The sequence below is a fragment of the Sorangiineae bacterium MSr11367 genome, assembly GCA_037157805.1.
Lineage (GTDB): Bacteria > Myxococcota_A > Polyangia > Polyangiales > Polyangiaceae > Pendulispora > Pendulispora rubella.
In genome coordinates this window covers 6,038,421-6,063,753 of sequence record CP089983.1, presented here as the reverse complement: position 1 = coordinate 6,063,753, position 25,333 = coordinate 6,038,421, and the positions used below count along the sequence as shown (strand labels likewise).

The 25,333-nt window shown below is 64.3% G+C and carries 18 protein-coding genes and 1 pseudogene; 11 read left to right on the top strand and 8 right to left on the bottom strand.

Annotated features, from left to right (window positions below; all coding sequences use genetic code 11):
* Positions 1-91 precede the first annotated feature (91 nt).
* The 3 genes from LVJ94_23120 (at position 92) to LVJ94_23110 (ending at position 4,382) form a co-directional block, all read left to right on the top strand.
* Positions 92-1,648, top strand: a complete 1,557-nt coding sequence (locus LVJ94_23120) for an ABC transporter substrate-binding protein (protein WXB10105.1) — start codon at positions 92-94, stop codon at positions 1,646-1,648.
* A gap of 72 nt (positions 1,649-1,720) precedes the next feature.
* Positions 1,721-3,328 (top strand): serine/threonine protein kinase, encoded by a 1,608-nt coding sequence (locus LVJ94_23115; GenBank protein WXB10104.1) that lies wholly within the window; start codon positions 1,721-1,723, stop codon positions 3,326-3,328.
* A 154-nt stretch (positions 3,329-3,482) separates the two neighbouring features.
* Positions 3,483-4,382 (top strand): hypothetical protein, encoded by a 900-nt coding sequence (locus LVJ94_23110; GenBank protein WXB10103.1) that lies wholly within the window; start codon positions 3,483-3,485, stop codon positions 4,380-4,382.
* Here LVJ94_23110 and LVJ94_23105 read toward each other — a convergent pair whose 3' ends face one another.
* Together LVJ94_23105 and LVJ94_23100 are read right to left on the bottom strand one after the other, a co-directional pair.
* On the bottom strand, positions 4,383-5,414 hold the full coding sequence (locus LVJ94_23105) for a ribonucleotide-diphosphate reductase subunit beta (protein ID WXB10102.1): 1,032 nt from the start codon (positions 5,412-5,414) through the stop codon (positions 4,383-4,385).
* Positions 5,411-7,750, bottom strand: a complete 2,340-nt coding sequence (locus LVJ94_23100; GenBank protein WXB10745.1) for a ribonucleoside-diphosphate reductase subunit alpha — start codon at positions 7,748-7,750, stop codon at positions 5,411-5,413. Before LVJ94_23100 ends, LVJ94_23105 begins: the two co-directional genes overlap by 4 nt.
* A 295-nt stretch (positions 7,751-8,045) precedes the next feature.
* On the opposite strand from LVJ94_23100, the gene LVJ94_23095 reads away from it, so the two are divergent.
* Entirely contained in the window at positions 8,046-8,510 is a 465-nt protein-coding gene (locus LVJ94_23095; GenBank protein WXB10101.1) for a GNAT family N-acetyltransferase, read from the top strand.
* On the top strand, positions 8,507-9,724 hold the full coding sequence (locus LVJ94_23090) for a GNAT family N-acetyltransferase (GenBank protein WXB10100.1): 1,218 nt from the start codon (positions 8,507-8,509) through the stop codon (positions 9,722-9,724). The genes LVJ94_23095 and LVJ94_23090 overlap by 4 nt, the downstream gene beginning before the upstream one ends.
* A gap of 252 nt (positions 9,725-9,976) precedes the next feature.
* On the opposite strand, the gene LVJ94_23085 is transcribed toward LVJ94_23090, so the two are convergent.
* Complete coding sequence (locus LVJ94_23085; GenBank protein ID WXB10099.1) at positions 9,977-10,483, bottom strand: FHA domain-containing protein; 507 nt, start codon at positions 10,481-10,483, stop codon at positions 9,977-9,979.
* 31 nt (positions 10,484-10,514) lie between these two features.
* On the bottom strand, positions 10,515-14,159 hold the full coding sequence (locus LVJ94_23080; GenBank protein ID WXB10098.1) for a protein kinase: 3,645 nt from the start codon (positions 14,157-14,159) through the stop codon (positions 10,515-10,517).
* Positions 14,160-14,213: 54 nt separating this feature from the next.
* Between LVJ94_23080 and LVJ94_23075 the strand changes: the two genes are divergently transcribed.
* Positions 14,214-15,821: an amino acid permease gene (locus LVJ94_23075; protein WXB10097.1), complete on the top strand. Its 1,608-nt coding sequence runs from the start codon at positions 14,214-14,216 to the stop codon at positions 15,819-15,821.
* 297 nt (positions 15,822-16,118) lie between these two features.
* Positions 16,119-16,388 carry a hypothetical protein gene (locus LVJ94_23070; GenBank protein WXB10096.1) on the top strand — a complete coding sequence of 90 codons (270 nt, stop codon included), beginning with the start codon at positions 16,119-16,121 and terminating at the stop codon, positions 16,386-16,388.
* A gap of 75 nt (positions 16,389-16,463) precedes the next feature.
* Here the strand turns inward: LVJ94_23070 and LVJ94_23065 are convergent, their stop codons facing one another.
* A complete protein-coding gene (locus LVJ94_23065; protein WXB10095.1) occupies positions 16,464-17,078 on the bottom strand; it encodes a TetR/AcrR family transcriptional regulator in 615 nt (204 codons plus the stop codon).
* A 126-nt stretch (positions 17,079-17,204) separates the two neighbouring features.
* Here LVJ94_23065 and LVJ94_23060 point away from each other — a divergent pair.
* From LVJ94_23060 to LVJ94_23045, 4 genes and pseudogenes are all read left to right on the top strand, one after another.
* Positions 17,205-17,970 (top strand): annotated as a pseudogene (locus LVJ94_23060) (SDR family oxidoreductase).
* 95 nt (positions 17,971-18,065) lie between these two features.
* Entirely contained in the window at positions 18,066-19,253 is a 1,188-nt protein-coding gene (locus tag LVJ94_23055) for a hypothetical protein (protein ID WXB10094.1), read from the top strand.
* Positions 19,254-19,367: 114 nt separating this feature from the next.
* Entirely contained in the window at positions 19,368-20,720 is a 1,353-nt protein-coding gene (locus tag LVJ94_23050; protein WXB10093.1) for a VWA domain-containing protein, read from the top strand.
* A 162-nt stretch (positions 20,721-20,882) separates the two neighbouring features.
* A complete protein-coding gene (locus tag LVJ94_23045) occupies positions 20,883-21,485 on the top strand; it encodes a porin family protein (GenBank protein WXB10092.1) in 603 nt (200 codons plus the stop codon).
* A 29-nt stretch (positions 21,486-21,514) separates the two neighbouring features.
* On the opposite strand, the gene LVJ94_23040 is transcribed toward LVJ94_23045, so the two are convergent.
* From LVJ94_23040 to LVJ94_23030, 3 genes are read right to left on the bottom strand one after another with little or no spacing between them, the layout of a single operon-like run.
* Positions 21,515-22,234, bottom strand: a complete 720-nt coding sequence (locus tag LVJ94_23040; GenBank protein ID WXB10091.1) for a hypothetical protein — start codon at positions 22,232-22,234, stop codon at positions 21,515-21,517.
* Positions 22,231-23,691: an alkaline phosphatase gene (locus LVJ94_23035; protein WXB10090.1), complete on the bottom strand. Its 1,461-nt coding sequence runs from the start codon at positions 23,689-23,691 to the stop codon at positions 22,231-22,233. The genes LVJ94_23040 and LVJ94_23035 overlap by 4 nt, the downstream gene beginning before the upstream one ends.
* 13 nt (positions 23,692-23,704) lie before the next feature.
* Positions 23,705-25,255 (bottom strand): alkaline phosphatase, encoded by a 1,551-nt coding sequence (locus LVJ94_23030; GenBank protein WXB10089.1) that lies wholly within the window; start codon positions 25,253-25,255, stop codon positions 23,705-23,707.
* Positions 25,256-25,333 lie beyond the last annotated feature (78 nt).

Here is a 25,333-nt window from a genome sequence, read left to right as displayed (position 1 = left end):
ATCGAGGCATGAGAATCGAGTCGAGCGGGTCGCAATCGCGGCACGCCAAACGCAGAAACTGCGGCGATAACTTGAGCAGGGGGCAGGTTGGATGAAATTTTTCTCCAAGGTGTTTCTGGTGGGAGCACCGGCGGCAATCGCCGCATCAATGGCTGGCGTCACGGGCGGATGCTCGACGGAGTTTTCGGCCCGTGAGTGCAAGGTCGACGGCGACTGCGGGTCGAACATGGTCTGTGCCTCCGCAGGCCAAGACGGAAACAAGACCGGTGCATCGTCGGCGTGCGTGCTGCCCGAGCAAGCCCCGCTGACCATTGGCATCTCGGCCGTCGGCAATGGTCCGGCCCAGGACCTCGGCATCGGCATGCGCGACGGCATCAAGCTCGCATTCGACTATCAGAACGACCACGGCGCCGTCCGCGGGCGTAAGTTGATCCTCAAGTTCGAGGACGACGGCTACGATCCCGCCACCGCCGAACAGAAGGCGCGGGAGCTGCTGGACGTACAAACGGTCGCGGAGACTCCGCGTTGCCAGTCGACGACGAAGAACCCGCAGACCGCCGCATTGTACCCGGAGGGGACGAACCCCGTGTCCACCACGCGGCTCGATCGAGGTTCGAACGCGGTGCTCGCCATCATCGGCAATGTCGGCACGCCGACGATGGCGAGGTTCGCGCCCATTGCCCTCGAAACGCAGACGCTCTTCTTCGGTGCCTTCACCGGTGCGAAGTTGTTACTCCGCGACGAGACCGCCGGACCCGCGTGCAAGAAGTTCATCTTCAACGTGCGCGCGAGTTACGCCCAAGAGGCGCGCGCGACGCTCGAGTACTTCGTCCGGCACCACAACATCAAAGATTACAAACATCTCATTAGTTTCGATCAGTTCGACTCGTACGGTCAGGCGGGCTTTCAAGGCTTGATCGACGCGTACGGAGCGCTGCAGGCCATCCCGAGCGAAGGCCTCACGCCATTGCCCAACGCCGAGGCGCTCTTTCGCAGCCGCTACCAGCGCGACTCGGTCAATTCGGCGAAGGACGAGGCCACGAAGGTCATCAACTACATCAAGGGTGTCGTCGACGCCGATTCCAACGACCACACGTTTGGCATCTTGATGACCGATACCTACCCTGTGGGCGAGGCCTTCATCAAAGCGATTCGGGATTCGGTGCTGGGGAGTGCCCCCTACGACAAGCGGGCCGCCATCGTATTTAGCAACGTGTCGTTCGTCGGTCCCAATTCATTGGCCAAGCGTCTCAGCGCACTCGGCCCCAAGTACACCAAGAACGTACTCGTGTCGCAGGTGGTGCCGAACTATGCAGAAGACCAGGTGAGTCTGGTCCAGACCTACAACGACCTAACGAAGGGCGATCCGACCAAGCGGAACTTTACGTCCTTCGAGGGCTACATCGCGGGGCGTGTCTTCATTGCCGGACTGCTCCAGCACAAGGGCGCGTTCACCTCGGAGAGTCTCATCAATACGTTCGAGGGGCTGAGCGCGGGCGAAGAGATCGGCCTTGGTACCAGTTCGGGCTTCTCACCATCCGACCACAACTATTCGAAGAGCGTCTGGGGAACGCTCATCAATGACGATGGTTCCTTCCGTAATGCATATTTTTGGCGCGAAGGTACAGCCATAACGATTTACATTTGACCGAGTTGGGTGATGATAAAAGATCATCGTGGACGGCAACTACGGCTCGTCGAGGTGGAGGGAGAGAGTGCGATGCCGCCGGAAAGCACGGCCTCCGAGCACGTGATCGGCAAGTATCAGCTAATTGCCGATCTCGAGCAGGGGGGGATGGGGAATGTCTACATCGCAATGGCCCAAGGGCCCGGCAGCTTCAGCAAGCTGGTGGTCCTCAAGGAGCTCAAGCCGGAGTTCGCCCGTGATCCCGATTTTCTAGCGATGTTTTACGAGGAGGCGAGGGTTGCCTCCCGTCTACATCACCCGAACATCGTTCACACTTACGAAGTCGGCAGTGAAGGCGATCGCCACTTCATTGCCATGGAGTACTTGAGCGGACAGTCGCTGGCCCGGGTGCTCTCGGCCCGACATCTCGGGTTCTCCCTGGAGATGTACCTGCGCGTGCTCTGCGAGGTGCTTCGCGCCCTCGAGTACGCTCATTCGCTCACCGACTTCGACGGCAGCGCGATGGGCCTGATCCATCGCGACGTGAACCCCGAGAATGTGTTCGTCACGTACGACGGGCAAATCAAGCTGCTCGACTTCGGGATCGCCAAGGCCAAGAACTCCCGCGTGAAGACGCGCATCGGCGTCTTCAAGGGCAAGCCCTGGTATATGGCGCCGGAGCAGCTGACCGGCGACATCACGGTGCGCACGGACTTCTTCGCCATCGGCGTGATGATCTGGGAGGCCGTGTCCGGCGCGCCCATGTGGCACCAGAAGTCCGATGCAGAGGTTCTCTCGCTTCTGTCGCAGGGGCAGATCCCTTCGCTCGGCAAGGAAGTGCCCACCGCACCGGTGGAACTGGTGCGCATCTGCGACAAGGCGCGCGCCTTGAAGCCGGAAGATCGCTACGCGACCGCGGTCGAGTTTCTGGCCGATCTGGAACGCTACCTTCGCAATGCGGGCGAGCCCGTGTCCGTCCGTGACGTGTCGGCGCGTGTGGCCGATATGTTCGCCGACGAACGCGCGGAGCGGCGCGAGACGTTGGAGACGTACCTCGGGGCGATCCGCGCGAGCGTGCCCGCCATCTCGACGATCAGTGCGGCGAAGTACAGCTCGGGGGTCGCGCGCGACAGCATGGGCGGAAGTCGCCCGCGGCTTCGCATCCGGCAGACGCCGAGCGGCACGGCGAAAACGGAGGTCGCCCCGTCGGAGGGGCGGCGCAAGTGGCCGTGGATCGTCGGCGCCGCGCTCGTTGCGGCGGCCGTGGTGGCCTTCGTCTACATGAAGCCGCGCTTTGGGATCCAGGCGGAGGCCGCGACGCCGCCCCCGCCGCAGCCGGTTGCCACGGAAACCGTGGCGGCGGCCCCGGTGCCAACGCCGACCCCCGTGCCGGCGGCCGCACCACCGCCGCCGGTTGCCGCGTCGGCCTCTGCGCCGGCGGCGCAAGCAAGTGGAAGCGCAGGTGCGGGTGCAGTTGCGAGTGCGCCGGTGGCCTCGCAGGTGAGTGCGAGCGTGCCCAAGTACCCGGGCTACCGATCGCCGACCGCACGTCCCAGCGCATCGTCCAAGGCTTCGCAGCGTCCTCCCGCATCGTCGGCGGGCACCCCGGCGGCATCCGCCGCGGCCTCCGGCACACCGAACTGCGATCCCCCGTTTTACTTCGAAGGCACGAAGAAGCTATACAAGCCCGGCTGCATCTGACAGGTCTGTGGGGGGCTCCGCCGCCCCACACCCCCGAGAGGGGGAACCGACGTAGCCCCCGAGAGGGGGAACCGACGTACGCCCCGATAGGGGGAGCCGACCTACGCCCCGATAGGGGAATCGATAGGAATCAGGGGAGAGGATTTGCCTCGTCATGACACGTGCGATTCACGTTTGTTTTGCGTTTGCCGCCATCACCGCCTTTGCCGCGGAAGCACGCGCCGCCGATCCGATGACCAAGGAGCAGTGCCTCGACGCGCATAGCCGCGGACAGACATTGCGCGACACGGGCAAAGTGTCCCAGGCGCGCGAGCTGTTTCTCAAGTGCGCACAAAGCGGTTGCCCTTCGCTCATTCAAGGAGACTGCGCGCGCTTCGCCGACGAGATGACCCGCACCGTTCCCAGCGTGTCCTTCGTCGCGCGCGACGCCCGGGGCAACGACGTGGTCGACACCATCGTCTTCGTGGACGACGTGCAGGTCGCCGATCGGCTCGACAAGGGAAAGAGCTTCGACGTCGACCCGGGCGAGCACACCGTCAAGTTTTTGCACGGCGACAAGAAGGTGGAGCAAAAGGTCGTCGTGCACCAAGGCGAGCGCGAACGCCTCGTCGTCGGCACCTTTCCGGATCTGGGGGCACCCGCCAATGGCGCGGTCGCGCCGCCGGTTGCGACCGAGGGAGAGACGGAACCGAAGGACGACAAGCCGAGTCGGGGCGTTGGCCCCATCGTGCTGGCCGGCGTCGGTGCGGCCGCCCTGGTGACGGGCGGCGTCATCGCCATCATCGGCCTCGGCAAAGTTCCCAGCGAGTGCAGCTACTGGTCGAAGGACTGCTCCGCCGCCCCGGGGTCGCCCGTCTTCAAAGACGCCTCGAACGGCGCCAAGCTGGTGAACGTGGGCGTCGTCGTCGGCGGAGTGGGCCTCGCCGCCATTGCCGGCGGCCTCATTTGGTACTTCGTCGGCAAGCCCGGCGAGCCCGCGAAGAACGATCGCGCCAGCATCACGCCGTGGTTCGATCATCGCTCGGGCGGTGTCGCCTGGCAGGGCCGCTTCTAGCTAGAACGCCGCGTCGAGGACGACCTCGCCCGTGATGCCGACCTGGTAGGCCGACACGCGGCGTTCGAAGAAGTTCGTCACCTCCTGCACGTCCTGCAGGGCCATGAACGAAAACGGATTCTTCACGCCGTAGCGTTTGCGCAAACCCAGAGTCGACAGACGCTGGTCCGCGCAGAACTCCAGGTACTGGCGCACGCTCGCCACCGAGAGACCCACCACGCCGTATCCCAGGAGATCCTCGGCGAACTGGCTCTCGCAATCGATGGCCTCGTCGAGCATCGCGTAAATGGATGCCTCCAGCGGGGCATCCCACAGCTCCGGCTCCTCGCGGCGTACGGTCTTCACCACCTCGAAGGCAAAGGCCATGTGCGCGCTTTCGTCGCGGAAGACCCAATTCGTCCCCGCGGCCAGCCCATGAAGCAGCCCGCGGGCGCGCAGGAAATAGACGTACGCGAATGCGCCGAAGAAAAAGAGCCCTTCGATGCACGCCGCAAACGCAATCACATTGAGCAGGAATCGTTGCCGCGCCGCGCGTCCCTCCGGCCCCGCGGGCAGCCGGTCGATCTCCTGCAGCCCATCGAGCCACCGCATGCAAAACTCCGCCTTCTTGCGGATGCTCGGAATGTTCTCCACCGCGGCGAAGGCGCGATGGCGCGCGTCGGGATCGGGCACGTAGGTGTCGAGCAGCGTGAGGTAAAACTGCACGTGCAACGCTTCTTCGTAGAGTTGCCGCGAGAGGTACATGCGGGCTTCGGGCGCGTTGATATGCTTGTACAGATTGAGCACCAGATTGTTCGCTACGATGGAGTCGCCCGTGGCGAAGAAGGCAATGAGCCGCTGCACGAGGTGCCGCTCGGCGTCGGTCATCTTCGTCTGCAGATCGGCCGTGTCCGTGGAGAAGTCGACCTCCTCCACGGTCCACGTGTTCTTGATGGCATCCCGGTACATCTCGAAGAACACCGGGTAAATCATTGGCCGCAACGTGAGGCAAAGCCCAGGGTCGAGGATGCGCGCAGGCCTTTGGGCGCTCACTGGCACGCCTCGCACGCCTCGGGATTCTCCAACGAGCACGCGATGACCGATGCGGGCGCCGCCTCGGACTCGGATGGCACCGTGGCCTTGGCGATGCGCGTCGCCGGTCGCGAACGCAGGTAGTACGTCGTCTTCAGCCCGCGTTTCCACGCATAGAAATACATGCTCGACAACTGCCCGATGTTCGGCGACGCGCTGAACAAGTTGAGCGATTGACTCTGGTCGATGAACGCTCCGCGGTCGGCCGCCATGTCGATGAGCGCACGCATCGGGACCTCCCACGCCGTGCGAAAGAGCATCCTCATCTCGGAGGGCAGCTCTTCGATGGCCTGCACCGAGCCCTCGGAGAGCTTCAGTCGCGAGCGCATCGCCTCCGTCCACATGCCCGACTCCTTCAGAAGCGACACCAAATACCGATTCACCTGCAGGAAGTCGCCCGACAGCGTCTCGCGCTTGAACAAATTGGAAATCTGCGGCTCGATGCACTCGTAGCAACCGGCAATGCTGGCAATCGTCGCCGTGGGCGCAATGGCCACGAGCAGCGAATTGCGCATGCCTTCGCGTCGAATGCGCGCGCGCAGCGCCTCCCAGCGCGCCGCATCGGTCAGCTGGTGCGGCTCGATCCCCCACGCGTCGAATTGAAGCTCCCCGCGCGCCGCACGCGTTTCCTCGAAGGACGGGTGCTTGCCTTTTTCGACCGCGAGATCGACCGACGTGGTGAGGGCGTGGAAGTACACCTCCTCGGAGATGCGCCGCGAAATCTCGCGCGCCTCGGCCGAATCGAAGGGCAGGCGCATCTGAAAGAACACGTCCTGCAGCCCCATGAGGCCGAGTCCCACCGGCCGCCAGCGCTGGTTGGACCGCTGGGTCGCTCCAATGGGGTAGAAATTCAAATCGATGACCCGATCGAGCTGCCGCACCGCAACTCGAACGGTGCGTGCCAGCTTGTCGTAGTCGAACGACACGGTGCCGCTGGCGTCGGTCGTCGTGTGGCGCGCCAAGTTGATCGACCCCAAGTTGCACACCGCGCTCTCCTCGCGCGACGTCACCTCGAGGATCTCCGTGCACAAGTTCGACAAGTGCACCACGCGCCCGGGCAGTGCGGTCTGGTTGCACGCCCGGTTCGACTTGTCCTTGAAGGTCATCCAGCCATTGCCGGTCTGCGCCAAGGTTCGCATCATCCGCGCGTACAGTTCGCGCGCCTTCACCGTCTTGACCGCGAGCCCCTGGGCCTCCGCCTCTTCGTAACGGCGCTCGAAATCGTCCCCGAAGAGATCCGGCAAATCGGGCACCGTCTTCGGGTCGAACAGGCTCCAGATGCCGTCGGCCTCGACCCGCTTCATGAACGCGTCGGGAATCCAATTGGCGAGGTTCAAATTGTGCGTGCGCGCGGCGATGTCGCCGGTGTTGTCGCGCAGCTCGAGGAACTCCTCGATGTCCGCATGCCAGGGCTCGAGGTACACGCAGCAGGCCCCCTTGCGTTTGCCGCCTTGGTTCACCGCGGCCACGGAGGCATCGAGCGTCTTCAACCACGGCACGATGCCGTTGGAGTGCCCGTTGGTGCTCTCGATGAGCGAACCGCGCGAGCGCACGCGGTGGTACGCCAGGCCGATGCCGCCCGAGAATTTCGAGAGCATCGCGATGTCCGTGTACTTCGCGTAAATCTCCTCCAGATGGTCACCCGGCGAGTCGAGCAAGAAGCAGCTCGACAGCTGCTCGTGGCGCGTGCCCGCATTGAACAGGGTGGGGGAGCTGGGCAAATACTCGAGCGACGAGAACAGCCGATACAGCTCGATGGCCTCGGTCACCGTTTCCGAGAGCGCGCAGGCGATGCGCATGAAAAACTGCTGCGGCGTCTCCAGAACGAGACGTTCCTTCGGATGCTTGACGAGGTACCGATCGTAGACGGTGCGCAATCCGAAGTACTCGAACTGGAGATCCTGATCCGCCTCGATGGCGTCGTTGAGCTTGCGCGCGTTGCGCATCACGAAATCATGCAGACGATCCCCGATGAGCCCGAGCTTGTACGCGGTCGAAATCGACTGCGAAAACGCATGGATCTCTTGGTTGCGAACTTCCTTGTCGATGTACGTCGCCAGAAGCCTCGCCGCGAGCTTCGCGTAGTGCGGATCCTCCACGATGAGCGCGGCCGCCGTCTGAATCGAGAGCTGATCGAGTTCGCGCGTGCTGGCTCCGTCGTAGAGGCCACTGATGGTCTTCATCGCCACCCGAAGCGGGTCGACGTCGTGCAGACCGATGCAGCACCGCCCCACGGCACGCACGATCTTGTTCACATCGACCGGCTCCGTCGAACCGTTGCGCTTTTTGACCCGCATGGTGACGCCCCCAGGCTCTTCGTTGGGGGCCGCTGCTGACGCCGGACGCAGCTCCGCAACCGCCCGCGCCTTCGCCGGCGCGACGTACTCGCTCAACATGGTGCGACTCCTCCTCGTCGGGACTTATGCCCTACTAAATACCTGTTCGCAAGTTCAGGTGATTCAAAAGGGAGGTACAACATATGGGGTTCGCTGAACGTGTGTCAATCTAGATGCTGTACTTGGCCCAATTGTCCGATGGAAATCGGTGATTTGGGGCTGTTGTGCACTTTTCTCTTGTCTCAGGATACGGGGTATGCCTAATCGTGCTGCTGCATCGGATTTCTGCATCCCAAACGGTATTCGCCTGGTGGACGGGCTCGATGAACGTGCGGTTCCCGAGACCCTCGCACTGCTCGAGGGCACCTATTGGAACGAGGGCGTCTCCAGGGATGCCGTTGCGCGTTCGCATCTCGGCTCCACGGTGTGGGTCGGCGCATTCGAGGACGCGGGCGCGCTCGTAGGCTCCGCCCGCGTGTTGAGCGACGGTGCGAAGATCGCGTGGATCTACGACGTCATCGTGCGACCCGACTGGCGCGGCCAAGGCGTGGCCCAAGCCCTCATGGCATTCTTGTTGGCGCATCCGGCGGTACGCGATGTCCGACGAGTTCGCCTCAACACGCGCGACGCGCAAAGGCTTTACGCGAAGTTCGGATTTCGCGATTCGCCGCCGCCGCTGGGACCCGAAATGGTCCTCGAGCGTGATATCACCGGAACGTGAGCCTCGAGATCCGCGCGGTCGCCGCGCATGAAATCTCCGATTACGTTCGCGTCGTTTCCACAGCCATGGGCTTTCCGTTCAATCCGGATCGCCTGGGGCGTTCCTCGGTGCCGGAGCACGATGTTCGCTTCGCCGCGTTCGATGGGGACATGCTCGTCGGCGCCGGCGGCTCGTTCTCGTTCCATATGACGGTGCCCGGCGGCGTCTCGCCCGAGATCGGCGGATTGACCCACGTGGGCGTGCTGCCCACGCACCGCCGGCGCGGCATTTTGACGGGCCTGATGCGCGCCATCTTCGAGGAGAACCGCAAGCGCGGGCAGGTCATCTCGGCGCTCTATGCCAGCGAGGGGGTCATTTATGGCCGCTACGGCTTCGGCATGGCCTCCCTCGGCGGCGACATCGAGCTTCCGCGCCACGGCACCGCCTTCGTCGACGGCCCGCAAGCGGGACCTGGGGCGAAGATCCGCTACGTCACCGAGGACGAGAGCGTCCCGCTCTTCGCGTCGATCTGGGACCGCGTGCGCGCCGTCTCGCCGGGCATGTGCAGTCGCTCGGAGGGCTGGTGGCGCGGTCGCCGGGTGGGCGATCCCGATGGCATCCGCGCGGGCCGTCCGCCCCTTCAGCGCATCGTGCTCGAGCTGGAAGGCCAGCCCGCTGGCTACGCGTTTTACCGCTCCGCGACCGGTTACGACGGCTTTCACCTGGTGAACACGCTGGACGTGGTCGAGGCCATCGGCGACTCGCCGGCCGCCACGCGCGCGCTCTGGCGGTGGCTGTTCGACATCGATCTGGTGACCACCGTCAAGGCGACGTTGCTCCCTCCGGATCATCCGCTCTTCTTCCTCTTGGCCGCCCCGCGCGACATGCGCATGCGCATGTCCGACAACCTCTGGGTGCGTCTTCTCGATGTGGCCCCCGCTTTGTCGCAGCGCAAATACAACGAGGGCCCGCCGATCGTCTTCCACGTGAACGACGCCTTCGTGCCGTCCAACACGGGCCGCTACCTCCTCGAGAACGGCATTGCCCGCCCCACGGATCGCGCGCCGGATCTCACCCTCGACGTCAACGCCCTCGGCTCGGCCTACCTGGGCGGCTTCACCTTCACGCAAATGGCCCGCGCCGGCCGCATCCTCGAGCACACCCCCGGCGCCCTGCACCGCGCCGATCTCCTCTTCCACTCCGCCCGCGCCCCCTGGTGCCCCGAAATTTTCTAACTCTCCTCTTCCACTCCGCCCGCGCCCCCTGGTGCCCCGAAATTTTCTAACTCTCCCAGTAAATCCAGAAGAGGATTGAACAGGAAGGGGGGAAGGCGGGAAGGGATACGGCACAAATCCCACCGCGCACCGAGGCTGGTTTGGGTTTTCACTTGGCTCACGAAGCCAACTGAAAACAAAAAAAAGCCTTGGCACTCGGTGGGATTCGCGTTGTTTCCCTTCCCGCCTTCCCCCCTTCCTGTTCAATCCTCTTCAGCGCAAGAACTCGTAGAGCGCGTCGCCGTCCGCGACGCGGGCTTTCGCGCCGCCGATTTGCAAGGTGTCGCCGGGTTCGAGGACCATGGATTTTTGCGCCTCGATGGGGGCGTTGTTCACCTTGGTACCGTTGCTCGAGCCGAGGTCGATGACGCGCAACGGACCTTTGTCGAAATCGTGGAAGTGGGCGTGAAGTTTGGATACGGATGCGTCGCGAAGGACGATATCGCAGTTCGTAGCGCGCCCGACGGACACGCGGTCAGGATACGGATTTTGCGGTGCCTTGGTCACGGGGACGATGTCGAACGCGCTGTCGTAGTTCGACTGCCGCACGTTCTCGATGGTCATGTTCACCGTGCGATAACCGATGTTCAGCGCCTCGGGGTGAGGCGTTACGACCAGGTAGTAACCGGGATACTCACGGATGAAATGTTCACGCGAGAGCGACATCGCGTGCGCTCGAACCATGCCCACGTCGATGACACGACCACCAGCACTCAGCATCGTACGACCTCGTCGATTTGCCTCACTCGATCTATTGCCACGAACCGCGGAGTTGGGCCGCTCGCTCGAGCCATACGCTTGCCCCCGCCGCGCTGAGATATTTCTGGGCCAAGGTAAGAAGAGCACATGCGCCGCCCGCATGCGTGCACGAACGCCGTTCTGCGAGCGTCAATAAGGTTACCCCGTGTTGGAGCACATTGCCCGAGTCGCTGGCCACGTCACGCGCCTGCTCGAGCTCGCGATCGCCCGCCGCACCCGGCAAGACATCCGCCATGGCTCGGCGCGCAATAATTTCGTCGAAGGGATTCGCGTGCAACGGATCGGTCGCACGCGACAGGGCGAGCTCCGCAGCATTGCGTGCGGCATCCTCCCGGCCGCGAAGTTTCTCCAGCCGCGACAGGTAGACGAGCGCGTACGTCTCCATCCGGAAGTCGCGCGCACGGGCCAGCTCGATGGCCTGCGTCAACGCCGTGTAGGCCGCGTCGTACTCCCTTCGCAAGACGAGCAGGCAACCGCGGTAGACCGCCACGTAAAGTTTGAGCCACCCATCGCCGGGAAGCACATGTTCGCTGATGTGCGCGCCGCGCTGCACGATGGCCGTGGACAGATCGATCTCGCACCGTTCGAGGTAATACGGCGGCGTGTAGATGGCCAGGTTTCGCTCGGGCAGGGAAGGGTTCCCCAGGCGCCGCATCCAGTCGTTCATCTCCGCGTAGAGCGGGTCGAACTTGCTCCGATCGCCGATGAACGAGGCGCGCACCAGCAGCGAGAACAGATGGTAAATCCGTAGCTCGATGAATCCGAACTCCGACGCCACGGACATGCCGTCCGAGGTGGCATGCGGATCGGTCTCTTTGCCCATCAGCGCCAAGTTCATATTCAGGAAATAGCTTCCCATGGCCAGCGCCCAGGAAAGGCGCGCCGGCCCCGCGCTCTTCGGCCCACGGGACAGGTGAAACCTCCGCAGCACGTGCAGGTGCCCCATCATCTCGTCGACGATGCCGGCAAAGTGCCCCGTGTGCGCCGTCAGCCCGCCCTTGGCGATGTACGCCGCGGCCCGGAACGGCGAATCTTTGTCGCCGTCGGCTTCCGCCTTGGCGAGCACCGTTTGAAACTCCACGGTGCGCCCCATGATGGCGAGCGCGATGCTTTGCAGGATGCGGTACTCGGAGCGTTTGAGAAACGCCTCCTCCGCGGTCATGTTCGCGCGCACGGGGATCTCGCGGTAGGCCTCGCGCGCCTCGGCAGCGGTGCGCGAACGCACGATGTCTCGCCCCAGATCGAGATCCACGGCCGTCTTCCAATACGTGAAAAGCTTCTCCGCGAAGAAGAACGAGGCCGGCGTGTCGCTGCTGTAGCCCACCTCGATGAGCTTTCCCCACGCCGCCACTTGGAGCTCTGTGCGATTCGGATACTGCGGATCGTTCTCCAGAAGCGCCTCCGCCTCCTTGAGAATGCGGTAACCCTCGAGCATGCCGCTGTGCGCGAGCAGGTGGCTCGATGCCAAGAGCAGCGGCGCAATCGCCCGCGAAGGCTCGAGCGAGCGCGCAAAGTGGTAACCCGACGCGCGCGCCCCCTCCGGCGTTTTCCCCACGGTCCGTTCGAGGTGCTCGGCGATGCGCCCGTGGTGCCGGCGCCGATCCATGTCCGCCGTGGCGTCGTAAATCGTCTTGTGCACGGTGTCGTGCGTAAAGTGGTATTGGCCGCCGGAGTACTGCAAGAACTGCCGCTCGACGGCTTCGTCCAGTGCGAGGAATAGCTTCTCGTCCTCCAGCTCCGCGGCCGCACGAACGAGGGTCATGTCCAGCACGCGCCCGGCCGGCGCCGTGCGCTGCAGAAACTCGAGCTGCTCGGGCCCCAAGGTGGCAAGCCTCGACTGGATCGCGTCTTCGATGCTCGAAGGCAAGGCGACGCGGGCCAGATCGTCGTGCGCGAACCACCGCCCCGTGAGCCGCCGCAACGCGCCCTGCTCCACCAGTGCACGCAAGCACTCGGTGGCGAAGAAGACGTTGCCGTGCGTGGCCGCATGCAGGTTGGCCACGAAGGCTTCGGGCACCACGAATCCGGGCAGCGCCAAGGCCACCAACTCGCGAAGGTGCTCGCGCGCGAGCGGGGACAGCTTGAGGATCTGCGCGGCGCCCTCGACCACCGTCTGGTAGATCGGCGAAAGCCGGGTCAGCTCGTCGGAGCGGAACGTCCCGCACACCAGGCCATGCGTGCCCTGCAGCACCCGGATGATGACATTGAGGTGCTCGACCGTCGCATCGTCGGCCCAGTGCAGATCCTCGAAGCAGAGAACGAAGCGCCGGTGCTTCGCGAGCTCGCTGAGCCAGTGCGAAAGTGCCTCGAAGACGACGAGCTTTTCCTCCGCCGGCGCACGCACTTTGCGTTCGCCCTCGCGCGGCCCGTACTCCGGTGGAAGCAACGGCGCCAGTGGCTCGCGGATGCTCTCGATCAAGTCCGACGACGTGATGGGCAAGAGCAGACGCAGCGCGCGCTTGAGCGGCGCCAGCGGCGCGAGGCCTTCGGCATGGCACTGCCCGAACGCGAACGCCACGTCGGATAGCTTCGCCTGCAGCTCCAACTCCGACAGAAGCCGCGATTTTCCCGTGCCGGCCGGCGCCGCGATGAACAGCGCGCGCGCGTCGCCCTGCTCAGCCGCGCGCAGGGCCTGCTCGAGCCGTGCGGACTCCTTTTGCCGACCCACGACGGTGGGCACGTGCAGGTAGCTCGCGCGGGCGGCCAGCGGCTCCTCGGAGGCGATGGCATCGCTGGCCGATGCGAGCGCGGCCATCAGCTCGGTGGCGCTTTGAAACCGCTCCGTCGGCTCCTTCGCCAGGAGGCGCAGCAGAATGCTCGAAAGCTCCGGATCGACATCGGGTCGGATGGACACCGGATCCGGTGGTGGTGTCTCGCGGTGGGCGCGCAGAAGCTCCTGCACGGTCGCGCCGTGGAACGGATGCTGGCCCGTCACCGCGAAAAACCCGAGCACCCCCAGCGAATACAGGTCCGCCCGCCCATCGATGGCGCCGCCGGCAAGCCACTCCGGCGCGATGTACGCGGCCGTTCCCCAGAGCCGGCCCATCGTCGGCGTTCCGAGCTGGTGCATCAGCCCGAAGTCCATGAGCTTGATGCTGCCGTCTTCGAAAAGACGGACGTTGTCCGCCTTGATGTCGCAGTGAACGAACAACCGCGCGTGGATGAAGGCGAGCGTCTGCGCCAGCCGCATGAGCAGCCCGAACGTCTCCGGCGAATCGAGCGGTTCGTCGCGAACGCGCGCGCGAAGATCCTCGCCCTCCACCCGCTCCATCGTGATGTAGCGGTTGCCCGACGGAAGCATGCCGCAGTCGTAGACTTTGAGCGTGAACGGGTGCTGCAGCCGCCGCATCGCGAAAAACTCGCGGCGGAACATCAGCGCGCTCTCCTCGACCTCGTCGGGCGCGGAGACGGGCATCGCCTCGATCTCCTTCAGGGCGACGCTCTGGCCCTCGACCGCGTCGTCCGCCAGCCACACCCGCGCCGTTCCCCCCGTCCCCAGGAGGTCCACGACGCGGTAGCGACCACCCACGACGTCGCCAACCTCGAGAAAATGAGGAGTCCCAACCTCACGGGCGCGGGTCGCACTTTCGGTGCCCGCGGTGATGGTGTCCAGAAGGTGGGTCGCGATATCGGTCATCGCCGCTTTTTTCCCAGTTGATGTCCGGTGCAGTGGTAGCGTACCTCAAGCCTCGTGTTCGAGCGTCTATTTGCCATCAAAACGGTTGAGCAGATTCGCGCCAACTGTGAGGAATCGGAGCAGGCTGGAACGGGCCTGCGCCGAGCCTTGACGTCCTGGGATCTCATGCTCCTCGGAGTCGGCGCGATCATTGGTGCAGGCATCCTTTCGGCCTTGGGAACGGGGCTCGCGGGCGGGTTCGACGTCAATTTTGGCGTAACACGCCCGGCGGCAGGGCCCGCGCTCATCTTGTCCTTCGTCATCACGGCGGTGGCCTGCACCTTTACTGGACTTTGCTACGCGGAGCTCGCGAGCATGATCCCCGCGTCGGGGTCCGCGTACACGTATGCGTACGCCACCTTGGGCGAGTTGATGGCGTGGATCATCGGCTGGGATCTTCTGCTCGAGTATGCCGTCTCCAACGTAGCCATCGCCATCTCGTGGGGTAGCTATGCGACCTCCTTGCTCGATGGCATGGGCATCCATTTGCCGGGCTGGCTTACCCTCGATACCCGTACGATGCTTCAACCTGCCAGCGAATACGCGGCAGCGCACACGGGCCTGGGTTTTGGGAACCAGTTGACGTTGTTCGCCCAGGCCCGGGCGGGGACGCTGGATGGGAACACGGTGTTCTCGCACTGGGATGCGCTGGCCGGTGCACCGGTGATTTTCGGCATACCGGTCGGGATGAACCTCCTGGCCATGTTCATCACGGTGGTGATCACCGCCCTCTGCGTCGCGGGCGTCCGTGAGTCCGTGCGCACGAACAGCATCCTGGTGGCCATCAAGGTCGTTTTGCTGATCGGCGTCATCGCCGTGGGGGCCTTCTATGTGCACCCCGAGAATTTCCACCCCTTCATGCCGAACGGCTGGCGGGGCGTGCAGGCCGGCGCCGCGATCATCTTCTTCGCCTTCATCGGATTCGACGCGGTCAGCACGACCGCCGAGGAATGCAAGGAGCCAGAAAAGGACCTGCCGCGGGGCATTCTGGGCAGCCTGCTGATCTGCACGGTCATCTACATCGGCGTCTGTGCGGTCGTGGCGGGCATGCTCCGCTACACCGACTACCAGAACATCGCCGACCCCATCGCCCATGCGTTCGCCGCCGTGGGACTGAACTGGGTCGCCGGCGTCGTCAGCGTCGCCGCCGTCATTGCCCTCGCGGGTGCGCTCCTCGTCTACCAGATTGCGCAGCCCCGCATCTTCATGGTCATGAGCCGCGACCGGCTCCTTCCGCCGTGGTTCGGTGTGGTGAGCCCCAAGACGAAGACCCCGGTGAATGCCACCTTGCTCACCGGTGTCATCGTCTTATTGCCCGCGGGATTCATGAACATCGACGAGATCGTCGAACTGACCAACATTGGAACCCTCTTCGCCTTTGCCCTGGTGTGCCTGGGCGTGCTGGTTCTTCGCGTCCGCCGCCCGGACGCCCCGCGCCGCTTCCGCGCCCCCTGGATCTGGGTGAACGCTCCGCTCGGGATCGTGTTTTGCGGCTGGCTCTCCTGGGGCCTGCCCACCCACACGTGGGAACGCTTCTGGATCTGGTTGGCGGTTGGGCTGCTCTTCTACTTCGTCTACGGCGCCCGAACCCCGCGTGGCCCAGCCAACTCGCCGGCCAAATAGGGAATAAGTCTGCTCCCGCTGTTGGTTGCCCCGATGGAGGTGCTCGCTTCCGTGTGGATCGAGCATCCAACCAGAGACCAGTAGCAACCGGTAGGACCGGGGGGAGCAGTACCAAAAAACCTAGAAAAGAAGCACCTGTGCCGCTCGGCCGCAGCGGGCTTGGGCATGGCCTATTTGCATGACACGCATGTAAGCCATGCAGTTTTCGTATGGCGGTCATTCGTACGGATGCAGTAGCCGTTGCTGCATCGCATCCCTAATTTGTAATCAGTGATTTCGATCTAAAGGAGGCTCCCCATGGTTTCATTTCGAACTGCATCCATCGCCCTGGTCGCCCTTGGCTTGATGGCATGTGCGAGCGAAGGGAGGCAGCCGCGAACCGCTTACGATCCCAGCGCGAGCTACGACCCTTCGAGCCTGTACACACCTTCGCCGAATTATAGGCCTTTGGCGGTGAATCCGCCCACCACGGTCACCGGCGTTCCCGGCAACGACGGACTGCCGAGCACGACGAACTGCACCGAAACGGCCGCGGCCACCAGCGCCAATCGCCGTCTGTGTCCCTGACCTGTCGTTGATGCGCCGTCCAATCGGATAGTCATTGGACGATTGTGAATTCAAAGTTGCAGCACTGAGTCGGTTTTAGCCAATCAGCGCGTCCCAGGCGCGCATCCCGGATTCCGCGAGCGCGAGAAGCGCGTCGCGTGACGCGCCATCGCGGGCGCGAAGGGACATCCCTTGCTGAAAGGTGATGTAGAAGCTCGCGATGGCGGCCGGGTCCACCGACGATGGCAGCTCGCCCTCGGCGATCGCGCGTGCGACGCGCTCCCGAACGCGCTCGATGGGGTAGGCGCGCATCGTTCGCAGTTCCTCGAAGATGGGATCTGTTTCGAGCTCGTCGCAGTCCTTGTGGATGGCGGCCAAGGTGATGAAGCAGCCGCCGGGCGAGGCGGGCTGTGAGAAGTTCACCGCGGTGTCGCGGAGCATGCGCTCGATGCCTTCCCGTGCGGTGGAGGCCTCTTCGAGGCCGTTCAACACGTTGTAGCGCTGGGTGTCCGACGTGAAGAGTTCGATGGCCTCGCGGAAGAGCGCCTCCTTGCTTCCGAACGCCGCATAGAGGCTTGGCGAATTGATGCCGAGCGCATGCGTGAGATCCGCCATGGAGGTGCCCTTGTAGCCCTTGGTCCAGAAGACCTGCATGGCCGCCTCCAGCGCCTGCTGCCGATCGAAACTTCGCGGGCGACCGCGTCCGGCCATGGCTTTCTCCATACCTGTCCTGATTTCTGTAACGATCGACAAGTTAATCCCTTGACCCTCGTCGGCAAGGCCCCATCATTTCTGTATCGATTGACACATAAATCGAATCGGAAAGGAACGGACGGTATGTCGAGCTTGCCCAAGGCCCCGGTTGCGGGGGCGCGTTTGAACGAGAAGGTCGCGTTGGTCACGGGAGGAAGCCGCGGTATGGGGGCGGCCATGGCGAAACGGCTGGCGGCGGAGGGGGCGAACGTGGTGCTCACGTACGTCGGCAGCGAGGAAAAGGCGCAGAAGGTCGCGGCGGACATCGAGGCCACGGGCCGGCGTGCGCTCGCCCTCCGTGCCGACGGTGCGGATCCCGCGGCGGTGGTGCGCGCAGTCGAGGGTGCGCGTGTTCGGACGCCTCGACGTGCTGGTCAACAATGCGGGCATCTGGATTGCGGGCCCGTTGCTCGAGGCCACGATCGAGGACTTCAACCGCATCGTCGCAGTGAACGTGCAGGCCGTCTTCGTCGCCTCGCAGGCCGCCGCGCGGCACATGAAGCCGGGCAGCCGCATCATCAACATCGGAAGCAACCTGGCCGATCGCGTGCCCGGGCCGTACATGACGCTCTACTCGATGAGCAAGGCGGCGCTCGTGGGCCTCACCAAGGGCATGGCGCGCGATCTCGGCCCGAGCGGCATCAGCGTGAGCCTCATCTCCCCAGGCCCGACGGATACGGACATGAATCCCGCCGACGGGGTCCACGCCGAACATCAGCGCGGCCTGATGGCCATTCCGGTCTACGGCAACGCCGACGACGTGGCAGGCTTGGTCGCCTACGTCGCCAGCGCCGAGGGGCGATCGGTCAACGGTGCCCAGTTGGTGATCGACGGTGGTGTGAACGCCTGATCAACGTAGGGGCCTCCTGACAGCCCACGGTCAGTTGACATCGGTGCGCGGGTTTGAGATTGCTCATGCAAATGATTTTCAAAGTCATGTTCACAATGGGCACCCTCGTTTTCGTTTCGGCCTGCAGCAGCAGCGACGGCGACGGAAAGAGCGAGAGCGCCGTGCGCTCGGAGCACGCGTACGGTGTGGTGACGCAGGTCATGGGCGTGCAGGGCGCCACCACCTACGTCAATGTGCTCGACTCCCTCGACGCGGCCGGCATCGACCGCGCCGAGGCGCGCGAGTTTCCGGGCACGACGAGTGCGGCCGGCATCGACGGCAAGCTGTTCGTCGCCAGCGGTGAGGCGCCCGTCATCACGCGCTTCGACGTGACGAACCGCACGAACTGGACGGACGAAGGTCGCATCAACTTTGCGGCCCAGGGGCTTTCGGCGGCGAGCTTCTTCAGCACCATCACGACGGGCCCGCTGAAGGCTTACAGCGCCTTGAATGTGGTCGACCGCATCGTGTGGGATCCCTCGCGTCTGCAGATCCAGGGCACGGTGCGCGGTGATGCGCGCATCCAGCTGGTGCGCGACGGTTTGAACGTGAACCAAGGCTACGAGCAAGCCGTCCAGGCCCATCGCGCCTTCCAGCCGTTTTACTGGGCCTCCAGCGACTTCCAGCGCTTCGCGCCGTACTCCCAGGTTGCCGTCTACGACACCGACACGGACCAGACGCGTGCCTTGCTCGACACACCGTGCCCGCACCTGCACCGCTCGGCCAAGGACGATCAGGGCAACGTGTACTTCAGCAGCGGTCCAGGGAGCGGTACGGCGTGGCTTTACGACGCGAGCGCACCGCGCAACTGCATGGTGCGCATCAAGGCGGGCCAAGAGACCATCGATGCGGACTTCACGATTCGTTTCGAGGACATCACCGGCGGGCTCCAGGCCGCTGCCTTTCAATACTATGGCGGGGACAAGGGCTTTCTGGCCGTCTTCGATCACCGTGGGATCACCGTCAACCCCAATGCCAGCGAGGACGAGAAGCGCGCCGTCAACCAAAGCGAAAACTGGCACTTCTGGGTGCTGAACCTGACGACGCGCACAGCCACGCCCATGAATGGAATCGAGGCGTTCACCGGCCAATTTTTCTCCATCCGGCTCGATGGTCGCGTCTTCGTGCTTCTACCGAGGGCCAACTACACGGGCACGCGCGTGTACGAAATCCTGCCCGATCTCAGCGCACAGTTCCGCTTCGAGACCACCGGCTGGATTTATGAGATGTTCAAAGTTCGCTGAATTTTTCCTGATGGTGGCGGTCAGGGCTATGGTTTCGCGGTCGTGCCCGTTTGTGCATCGGGCTAGGATGCGTAACCTGGCCCCATTCGCTTCGGGGAACTTGGAGGACTTTGCATGCGACGCATGGCGATGAAGGTGACGGGGGTGTTGCTGCTGGCTGGCTTGAATTTGGCTGCGTGCGGAAGTGACGACCCGTCCGGCTTCGGCAATACGCCGGACGGTGGAAACGGCAACGGCGACGGTGGTGATCCCAACGGCGGCTTCCCGGATGGTGGCCTCCTTGGCGATGGCGGCCTTCTCGGCGACGGTGGCCTGCCCCAGTGCGCCACGGGACAAAGTGGCACCACGCGGCTTCCCGTCTATTTGGATATCATTCTCGACGGTTCGCGCAGCATGGATGGTCACGGCGCGCCCACGACGGCGGTGCCGTGCGACAACAATCCGCCGCCCGCATCCGGCGCGACGACGTGTTTTCTCCAAGGAAGGCGCTCGCTCGATCCCGAAGCCTCCACGCGCACGCTCAACGTGTGCCACCAGGAGGGGGACGACATCAACGACTGCCCCGCCTACCGAGGCTTGACGGGTAAGAAGTGGATTGCCGCGCGCGGAGCCCTTACCGCGTACTTTGCAGGGCAGAACCAGAACCCCAAGTTGGGGGTGGGCATGTACCTCTTTTCGAGCACGGTCTCGAGCGCGGCTGCGAGGACCGTGGACATCGGTGCGATGACCGCGGCGCAGAAGAACACACTGCGGTCGAAAATCGCCCCCGGCGTGTGGCCGAGCGGAGGCACGCCGTTGCTCGAAGCGTTCACCGGCGAAAATGGGCGTCCGGGTGGAGAGATCGCGCGGCTGACCAACTTTCAGCCGGCTGCGCCGCTCGAGGCGGGCGGCAAGCGCGTGATCCTGCTCATGACCGACGGCGTTCCGAATCCGACCGGCGGCGACAATGCGGCGACGCAGAAGAAGATCAAAGATGCCGTGAGCGCGGCCACGCCGAACATCACCACGTTCGTCGTGGGCATCGGCGATCCCACGGACGATCCGCTCGTGTACGACGAGAAGTTCCTGAGCCAACTCGCCAAGGTTGGCGGTGCGGCACCGGGAGACTGCACGCCCGATTGGAACGGTTCCACCGGCAAGCCTTGCCACTACCAGGTGACCCCGGGCGCCAAAACGGCGGACCAGATCCAAAATGAGATCAAAGCGGCCATCGACAACGTGGCGCTTTCGCTCCAAAGCTGCGACCTGCCGCTGCAAAATGTGAGTCCCGGTCTCGATCCGAACAAGGTGAACGTGCTCTACACGCCCACCGGGCAGCCCGAGAAGGTCGTGAAGCCGAATGAGGGATGGACCCTGGACGCCGCGCGCACGAAAGTGACGCTCACGGGCCAAGCCTGCGCGAATTTGAAAGCGGACCCCGGGGCCAAGGTTCGTGTGATCATCGGTTGCTCGACCGTCGTCAACTGACGGCGGGTAGGGAGAGACTTATCGAAGAAGGCGCGCTTTCGCTTGCGCAGGTGCACCTTCTTCGACTCTTAATGGGGCATTCCCAACCACCCCAACGGCTGTGGTACGCCTCGCGCCAACCGCGATCGAGGTCGAGCGGCAGCCTTTACTGAGGTTCTCTCCATGCGAAAAGCTCTCGTTGCAGCAGTTCTTTCGGCCGCCACTTTGTTCAGCGTTCCTGCGCTCGCCGCGGACACGGAGAAGAAGATCGGCGTTGGGGGCGACGCCATGTTTGTCATTCCCGTGGGAGATTTCTCCGACATCACGGGCATCCAGTTCGGCCTGCTTGGCCGCGGTGGCTACCGCGTCCTCCCGCAACTCGAAATCACGGGCCGCATCGGGTACATCCACGGTTTCAAGAAGGAATTTCCGAATACCGGGGGCAACGTCAAGTCGGGCGTTTCCGTCATCCCCGTGTGGGCCGGAGCCCGTTGGTTCTTCTTCAGCGACAACCCGCTGGCAGGTCCCTATGCGGGCGGTGAGCTCGGACTCAACTTCATCTCCACCCATCCGGATCCGGGCGACGGTGACTCGTACACCCGATTTGGTTTCAACGCTTTTGGCGGATATGTGATTAGCCCGGAACTCCCCATCGATATCCGGGGCCAGTTCCTTTATTACAATTTGATCGGCAAGGACAGCAGGGATTTGCCGGGCGGCTCCTCGATCACCGAGAATACCGCCCTCGGATTCGGCATCAGCGTCGGATATACCTACCAGCTGTAATTCGTATTTCGCCTCCGCGCGGACTTCGTTTAATCCATGTAATCCATGTCGCTCTTCTTCTCGTAGGCATCCAGTCCGGCCCACGGAAGATCGGAGGCGAGGGGAGGCGGCTCGAGGGCGAGCTCGATGGTGTCCCGCTTGGCGGCACCCTCGGACTCGCTCTCGATGCGCAGCGGAATGTCGTAGAGCTTCGACCAGAGCACGCGCACGGCGCCGGCCGCGCCCGAGCGCCCGTGCCACTCGGCACCCACGGGGGCTTCGCGCCCTTCGAGCCGCGGCATCGTGGCGATCGCGCGCGACGAGAGGATGTGCGCCGCCGCGTCGAAGGTCCCATCGAAGCGTGCGGCGTCGTAGGACTCCGGTGTGACGGCGATGATCCGCCGCTCGGCGCGCGAGACCATGGCCAACGTGGCCTCGTCGTCGTGGGTCCTGACGACGAGGCGCGCCATGGTGTACGTCGCCGGCATGGCGTGATGCTCATGCCCGTGGGCCGCCTCCCCGGGAACGCCGCGTGGAAGGATGCGCTCCGTCCAAACGCGGTCGCCGCAGCGCACGAAACGCTCCTTGTAGTGCACGTCGTGCTCGACCCCGTCGCGATCGTCCGTGTGTTCGTGGTGCGAGATTGTCGCGGCCAGACAACCGTGTGGATCGGGCCGCGGGCCATCCGCGCCCGGCTTGGCCGGATCGCTCTTCGAGCAGCCGGCCACGCTCAACGCGAGCATCGCGTACGGCCACGGCCCGCGCATCATAGACCCAGCGCCGCCTTGACCAGCGAGAAGACCCGCGTGTTGTCCAAGGTGCCCTTGAAGCGTGACGCTCCGGCGCCACCCGCCATGAGCATCACGTCCCCGCCGCCGTGCGTCTCGCTGCCCGCACCGACGGTGCCGACGCCGGCCACTTGGTAATAGTTGTCGGCCTCGGGATTGCCCTGCGCGGGCGCTGCGGGGTCGACGGTGAGCGTGTTGCCCGTGCCGACCACCGGCGATGCCGGTTTCGACTCCACGAGCGCCTTCATGTCGTCGGCGCCGCGGACGTTCGGGCGGCGTACGCCGTTGCCGAAGGCAAGGATGGTGTACGGCAGGCCATCGGCATCGAGCACGGTCGTGCCGTCGGGGTTCTTGACGACCCCGAGGACACCGGGGTTGTCCGCCGTCGTCGGTCCGGCGATGCGGCTGTAGCCGTTAATGGCCATCGTATGGTCATGGTCCGCCGTCACGACGACCAGCGTGTTCTTCAAGTCGACCTTCGCGAGCGCCGCGGCAATCGCCGCGTCGAACGCGGCCGCATCGGACAGGGCGCGCTTGGCATTGGTCGCGTGGAGCGCATGGTCGATGCGCCCTCCCTCGACCATGAGGAAGAAGCCTTTGTCACCGCTCACCTTGGAGGCGTGCACCAGAATGTCGATCGCCTTCGACGTCATGTCGGCGAGGCTCGGTTGCGCGGCCGGGTTCTTCTTCACGCGATCCAACTCGTAGTCGAGGTGCCCCGACGCGCTGAAAACGCCGATGAACTTCGTCGTGTTGGCGGCATCCAGGGCATCGAAGTCCGCCTTCGACTTGCCCACGGTGTAGCCCTTGGCCGCAAACTCGGCCAAAAGGTCGCGCTTGTCCGTCGAGGGATCGGCCTGCGGCAACCAGTGCGCCTGCGAGCCGCCCATGAGCACGTTCACGCCGTCCCCGAGCGCGGTGTTGAACCCGGCGCCGCCCGGAACGGCCTGCACGGCGATCTGGCGTGCCAGGTCGCGGTTGCAGATGTGCGCGTACGTCGCCGCAGGCGTGGCATGGGTCAGCTCCGTCGTCGTGATGGAGCCCACGGCCTTGCCCGCGCCCTTCGCCAGCTCGAGCAGCGTCGTGGCGGGGCGGCCGTTCGTCGGCGCGCAGATCGCGCTGCGGACCGTGTCGCCCGACATCGAGATGACGTCGTTGTTCATCTTGACGCCGGTCATGTACGCACTCATCGAGGGTGCGCTGTCGGTCGTCTGGGCATTGAGCGAAAACGTCTTGATGCGCGCCGTGCGCGGAAGCGTCTCCATCGCCAGCTGGCCCGACTCACCGTAACGGTAGATGCGCGTCGCCGTGACCGTGGCAGGCCCCATACCGTCACCCAGAAAGAAGATGACGTTTTTCGCTTCGCCGTCGGCATAGGCCGTGGCCGGTGCAAGGGCGGCGGCTGCGAAGGCCGCCGCAAAAGTCGTTCGGAGTTTCATCGAAGTCCTCTCCTCAAAGCCCCGCGCCGCAGCGCAAAATGTCGAACACGGCCGTGTTGGTCATGAAGCCATGAACTTGTTCGGACGAAGCGCCCGTCGACCAAATGGACACGTCGGTTCCGCCGTGCGTCTCGCTGGAAAGATGGAAGGTGGCCTCCTGCCGGTAGTCGACGCCGGACGTGGTGGTCTCGTCGAGCGCCGTTCGCTTGCCCGCGACGCGGTTCGGGCCGTTGCCGAAGCCGATGATCGTGTACGGCACGCCATCCCGATCGTTGACCGGTGTGAAGGTGCCGTCGGCCGCGGGCTCCGGGTTGCGCACGAATCCGAGCAAGCCGGGGTTCGTGGGCGTGGTTTTGCCCACGCGGTGAGCGTACCCGTTGTGCACGAGCGTGTGATCGTGGTCTGCCGTGACGACGACCAAGGTGTTCGCGAGATCGACCTTCGCCAGCACGGCGGCGATGGTCCGGTCGAACGAAACGGTCTCCTCGAAGGCGCGGCGCGCCTGCGTTGCGTGGAGCGCGTGATCGATGCGCCCACCTTCGACCATGAGGAAGTAGCCATTCGGCCCCTTGGTGAGGACGTCGAGCGCGGCGACCGCCATGTCCGTGAGGCTCGGCTCGACGGCGGGGGTCACCTTGATGCGATCGACCTCGTAGCTCATGTCGTTCGGGGTAAAGCTTCCGAAGAGCCGTTTGCCGGAGTTCGGGCTGTAGGCGGCGAGATCGGCCGCCGTCCGCACCACCGTGTAATTCTGGGCCGTGAGCTCGGCAAACAGATCGCGCTGATCGGGGCGCGTGGCCTTGTCGAACTTCTCACTTCCGCCGCCCAGCACGACATCGATCCCGTTGCCCAGCGCGGCGTTGTAACCGGCGCCGCCGGGAACCACTTGCGCGGCAATGTCGAATTCCAAATTGCGCTGGCAAATGTGCGCATACGTCGCCGCAGGCGTCGCGTCCGTGAGGCGCGTCGTGGTGACCACGCCGGTGGCCTTCCCAGCCTTCTTGGCGAGCTCCAGGAACGTGGTGACCGCGGCGCCGTTCTGCGTCACGCCGGAGTCCTCCTTGTAGCCCGAGGAGCCGACGCACTTGGTCGGGTCGGCCACGGTCTCGGGCGACATCGAGATCACGTTGTTGTTCATCTTGACCCCGGTCATGTACGCGCTCATCGACGGCGCGCTATCGGTGACCATGAAGTCGTGCGAATAGGTGCGGACGAACCCCGTCTCCGGCAGGGTATCGATGGTGAGCGAACCTTCCTCGCCGACGGAGTAGATGCGCGCACCGGTCAAGGTGGTGATGCCCATGCCGTCGCCCAGGAAGAAGACGACGTTTTTCGCCTTTCCACCGGTGGTGACGTCAGGTGCACAGGCAGGTTTCACCCCACCGTCCGGAACGGCGCCATCGGTCAGCGAGCCGGAGTCCGGAGTCGCTGCATCCAGTGGGGGGTGGAGCATGGTGTCGTCGTCCGAGCATGCGGCGACGAGCGCGATCCCAAGCAGCGCGCTGACTCCGCCCACGCGTCCAAATACGCGTAGGGCGCGTGCGCGCGTCGAATAAGAGTACATGAGAGCCTCCTTCGGGCATCGCGTGGATACCTTTCTGGAGTGTCGTTCATGTGACTCGTTCGCGACAGTTCGCCGCCG

What these genes read in the sequence shown, in the direction of transcription:
- LVJ94_23120 (WXB10105.1), top strand. Translation starts at nt 92, where the DNA reads ATGAAATTTTTCTCCAAGGTGTTTCTGGTGGGAGCACCGGCGGCAATC.
- LVJ94_23115 (WXB10104.1), top strand. Translation starts at nt 1,721, where the DNA reads ATGCCGCCGGAAAGCACGGCCTCCGAGCACGTGATCGGCAAGTATCAG.
- LVJ94_23110 (WXB10103.1), top strand. Translation starts at nt 3,483, where the DNA reads ATGACACGTGCGATTCACGTTTGTTTTGCGTTTGCCGCCATCACCGCC.
- LVJ94_23100 (WXB10745.1), bottom strand. Translation starts at nt 7,750, where the DNA reads ATGCGGGTCAAAAAGCGCAACGGTTCGACGGAGCCGGTCGATGTGAAC.
- LVJ94_23095 (WXB10101.1), top strand. Translation starts at nt 8,046, where the DNA reads ATGCCTAATCGTGCTGCTGCATCGGATTTCTGCATCCCAAACGGTATT.
- LVJ94_23085 (WXB10099.1), bottom strand. Translation starts at nt 10,483, where the DNA reads ATGCTGAGTGCTGGTGGTCGTGTCATCGACGTGGGCATGGTTCGAGCG.
- LVJ94_23080 (WXB10098.1), bottom strand. Translation starts at nt 14,159, where the DNA reads ATGACCGATATCGCGACCCACCTTCTGGACACCATCACCGCGGGCACC.
- LVJ94_23070 (WXB10096.1), top strand. Translation starts at nt 16,119, where the DNA reads ATGGTTTCATTTCGAACTGCATCCATCGCCCTGGTCGCCCTTGGCTTG.
- LVJ94_23065 (WXB10095.1), bottom strand. Translation starts at nt 17,078, where the DNA reads ATGGCCGGACGCGGTCGCCCGCGAAGTTTCGATCGGCAGCAGGCGCTG.
- LVJ94_23055 (WXB10094.1), top strand. Translation starts at nt 18,066, where the DNA reads ATGGGCACCCTCGTTTTCGTTTCGGCCTGCAGCAGCAGCGACGGCGAC.
- LVJ94_23050 (WXB10093.1), top strand. Translation starts at nt 19,368, where the DNA reads ATGCGACGCATGGCGATGAAGGTGACGGGGGTGTTGCTGCTGGCTGGC.
- LVJ94_23045 (WXB10092.1), top strand. Translation starts at nt 20,883, where the DNA reads ATGCGAAAAGCTCTCGTTGCAGCAGTTCTTTCGGCCGCCACTTTGTTC.
- LVJ94_23040 (WXB10091.1), bottom strand. Translation starts at nt 22,234, where the DNA reads ATGATGCGCGGGCCGTGGCCGTACGCGATGCTCGCGTTGAGCGTGGCC.
- LVJ94_23035 (WXB10090.1), bottom strand. Translation starts at nt 23,691, where the DNA reads ATGAAACTCCGAACGACTTTTGCGGCGGCCTTCGCAGCCGCCGCCCTT.
- LVJ94_23030 (WXB10089.1), bottom strand. Translation starts at nt 25,255, where the DNA reads ATGTACTCTTATTCGACGCGCGCACGCGCCCTACGCGTATTTGGACGC.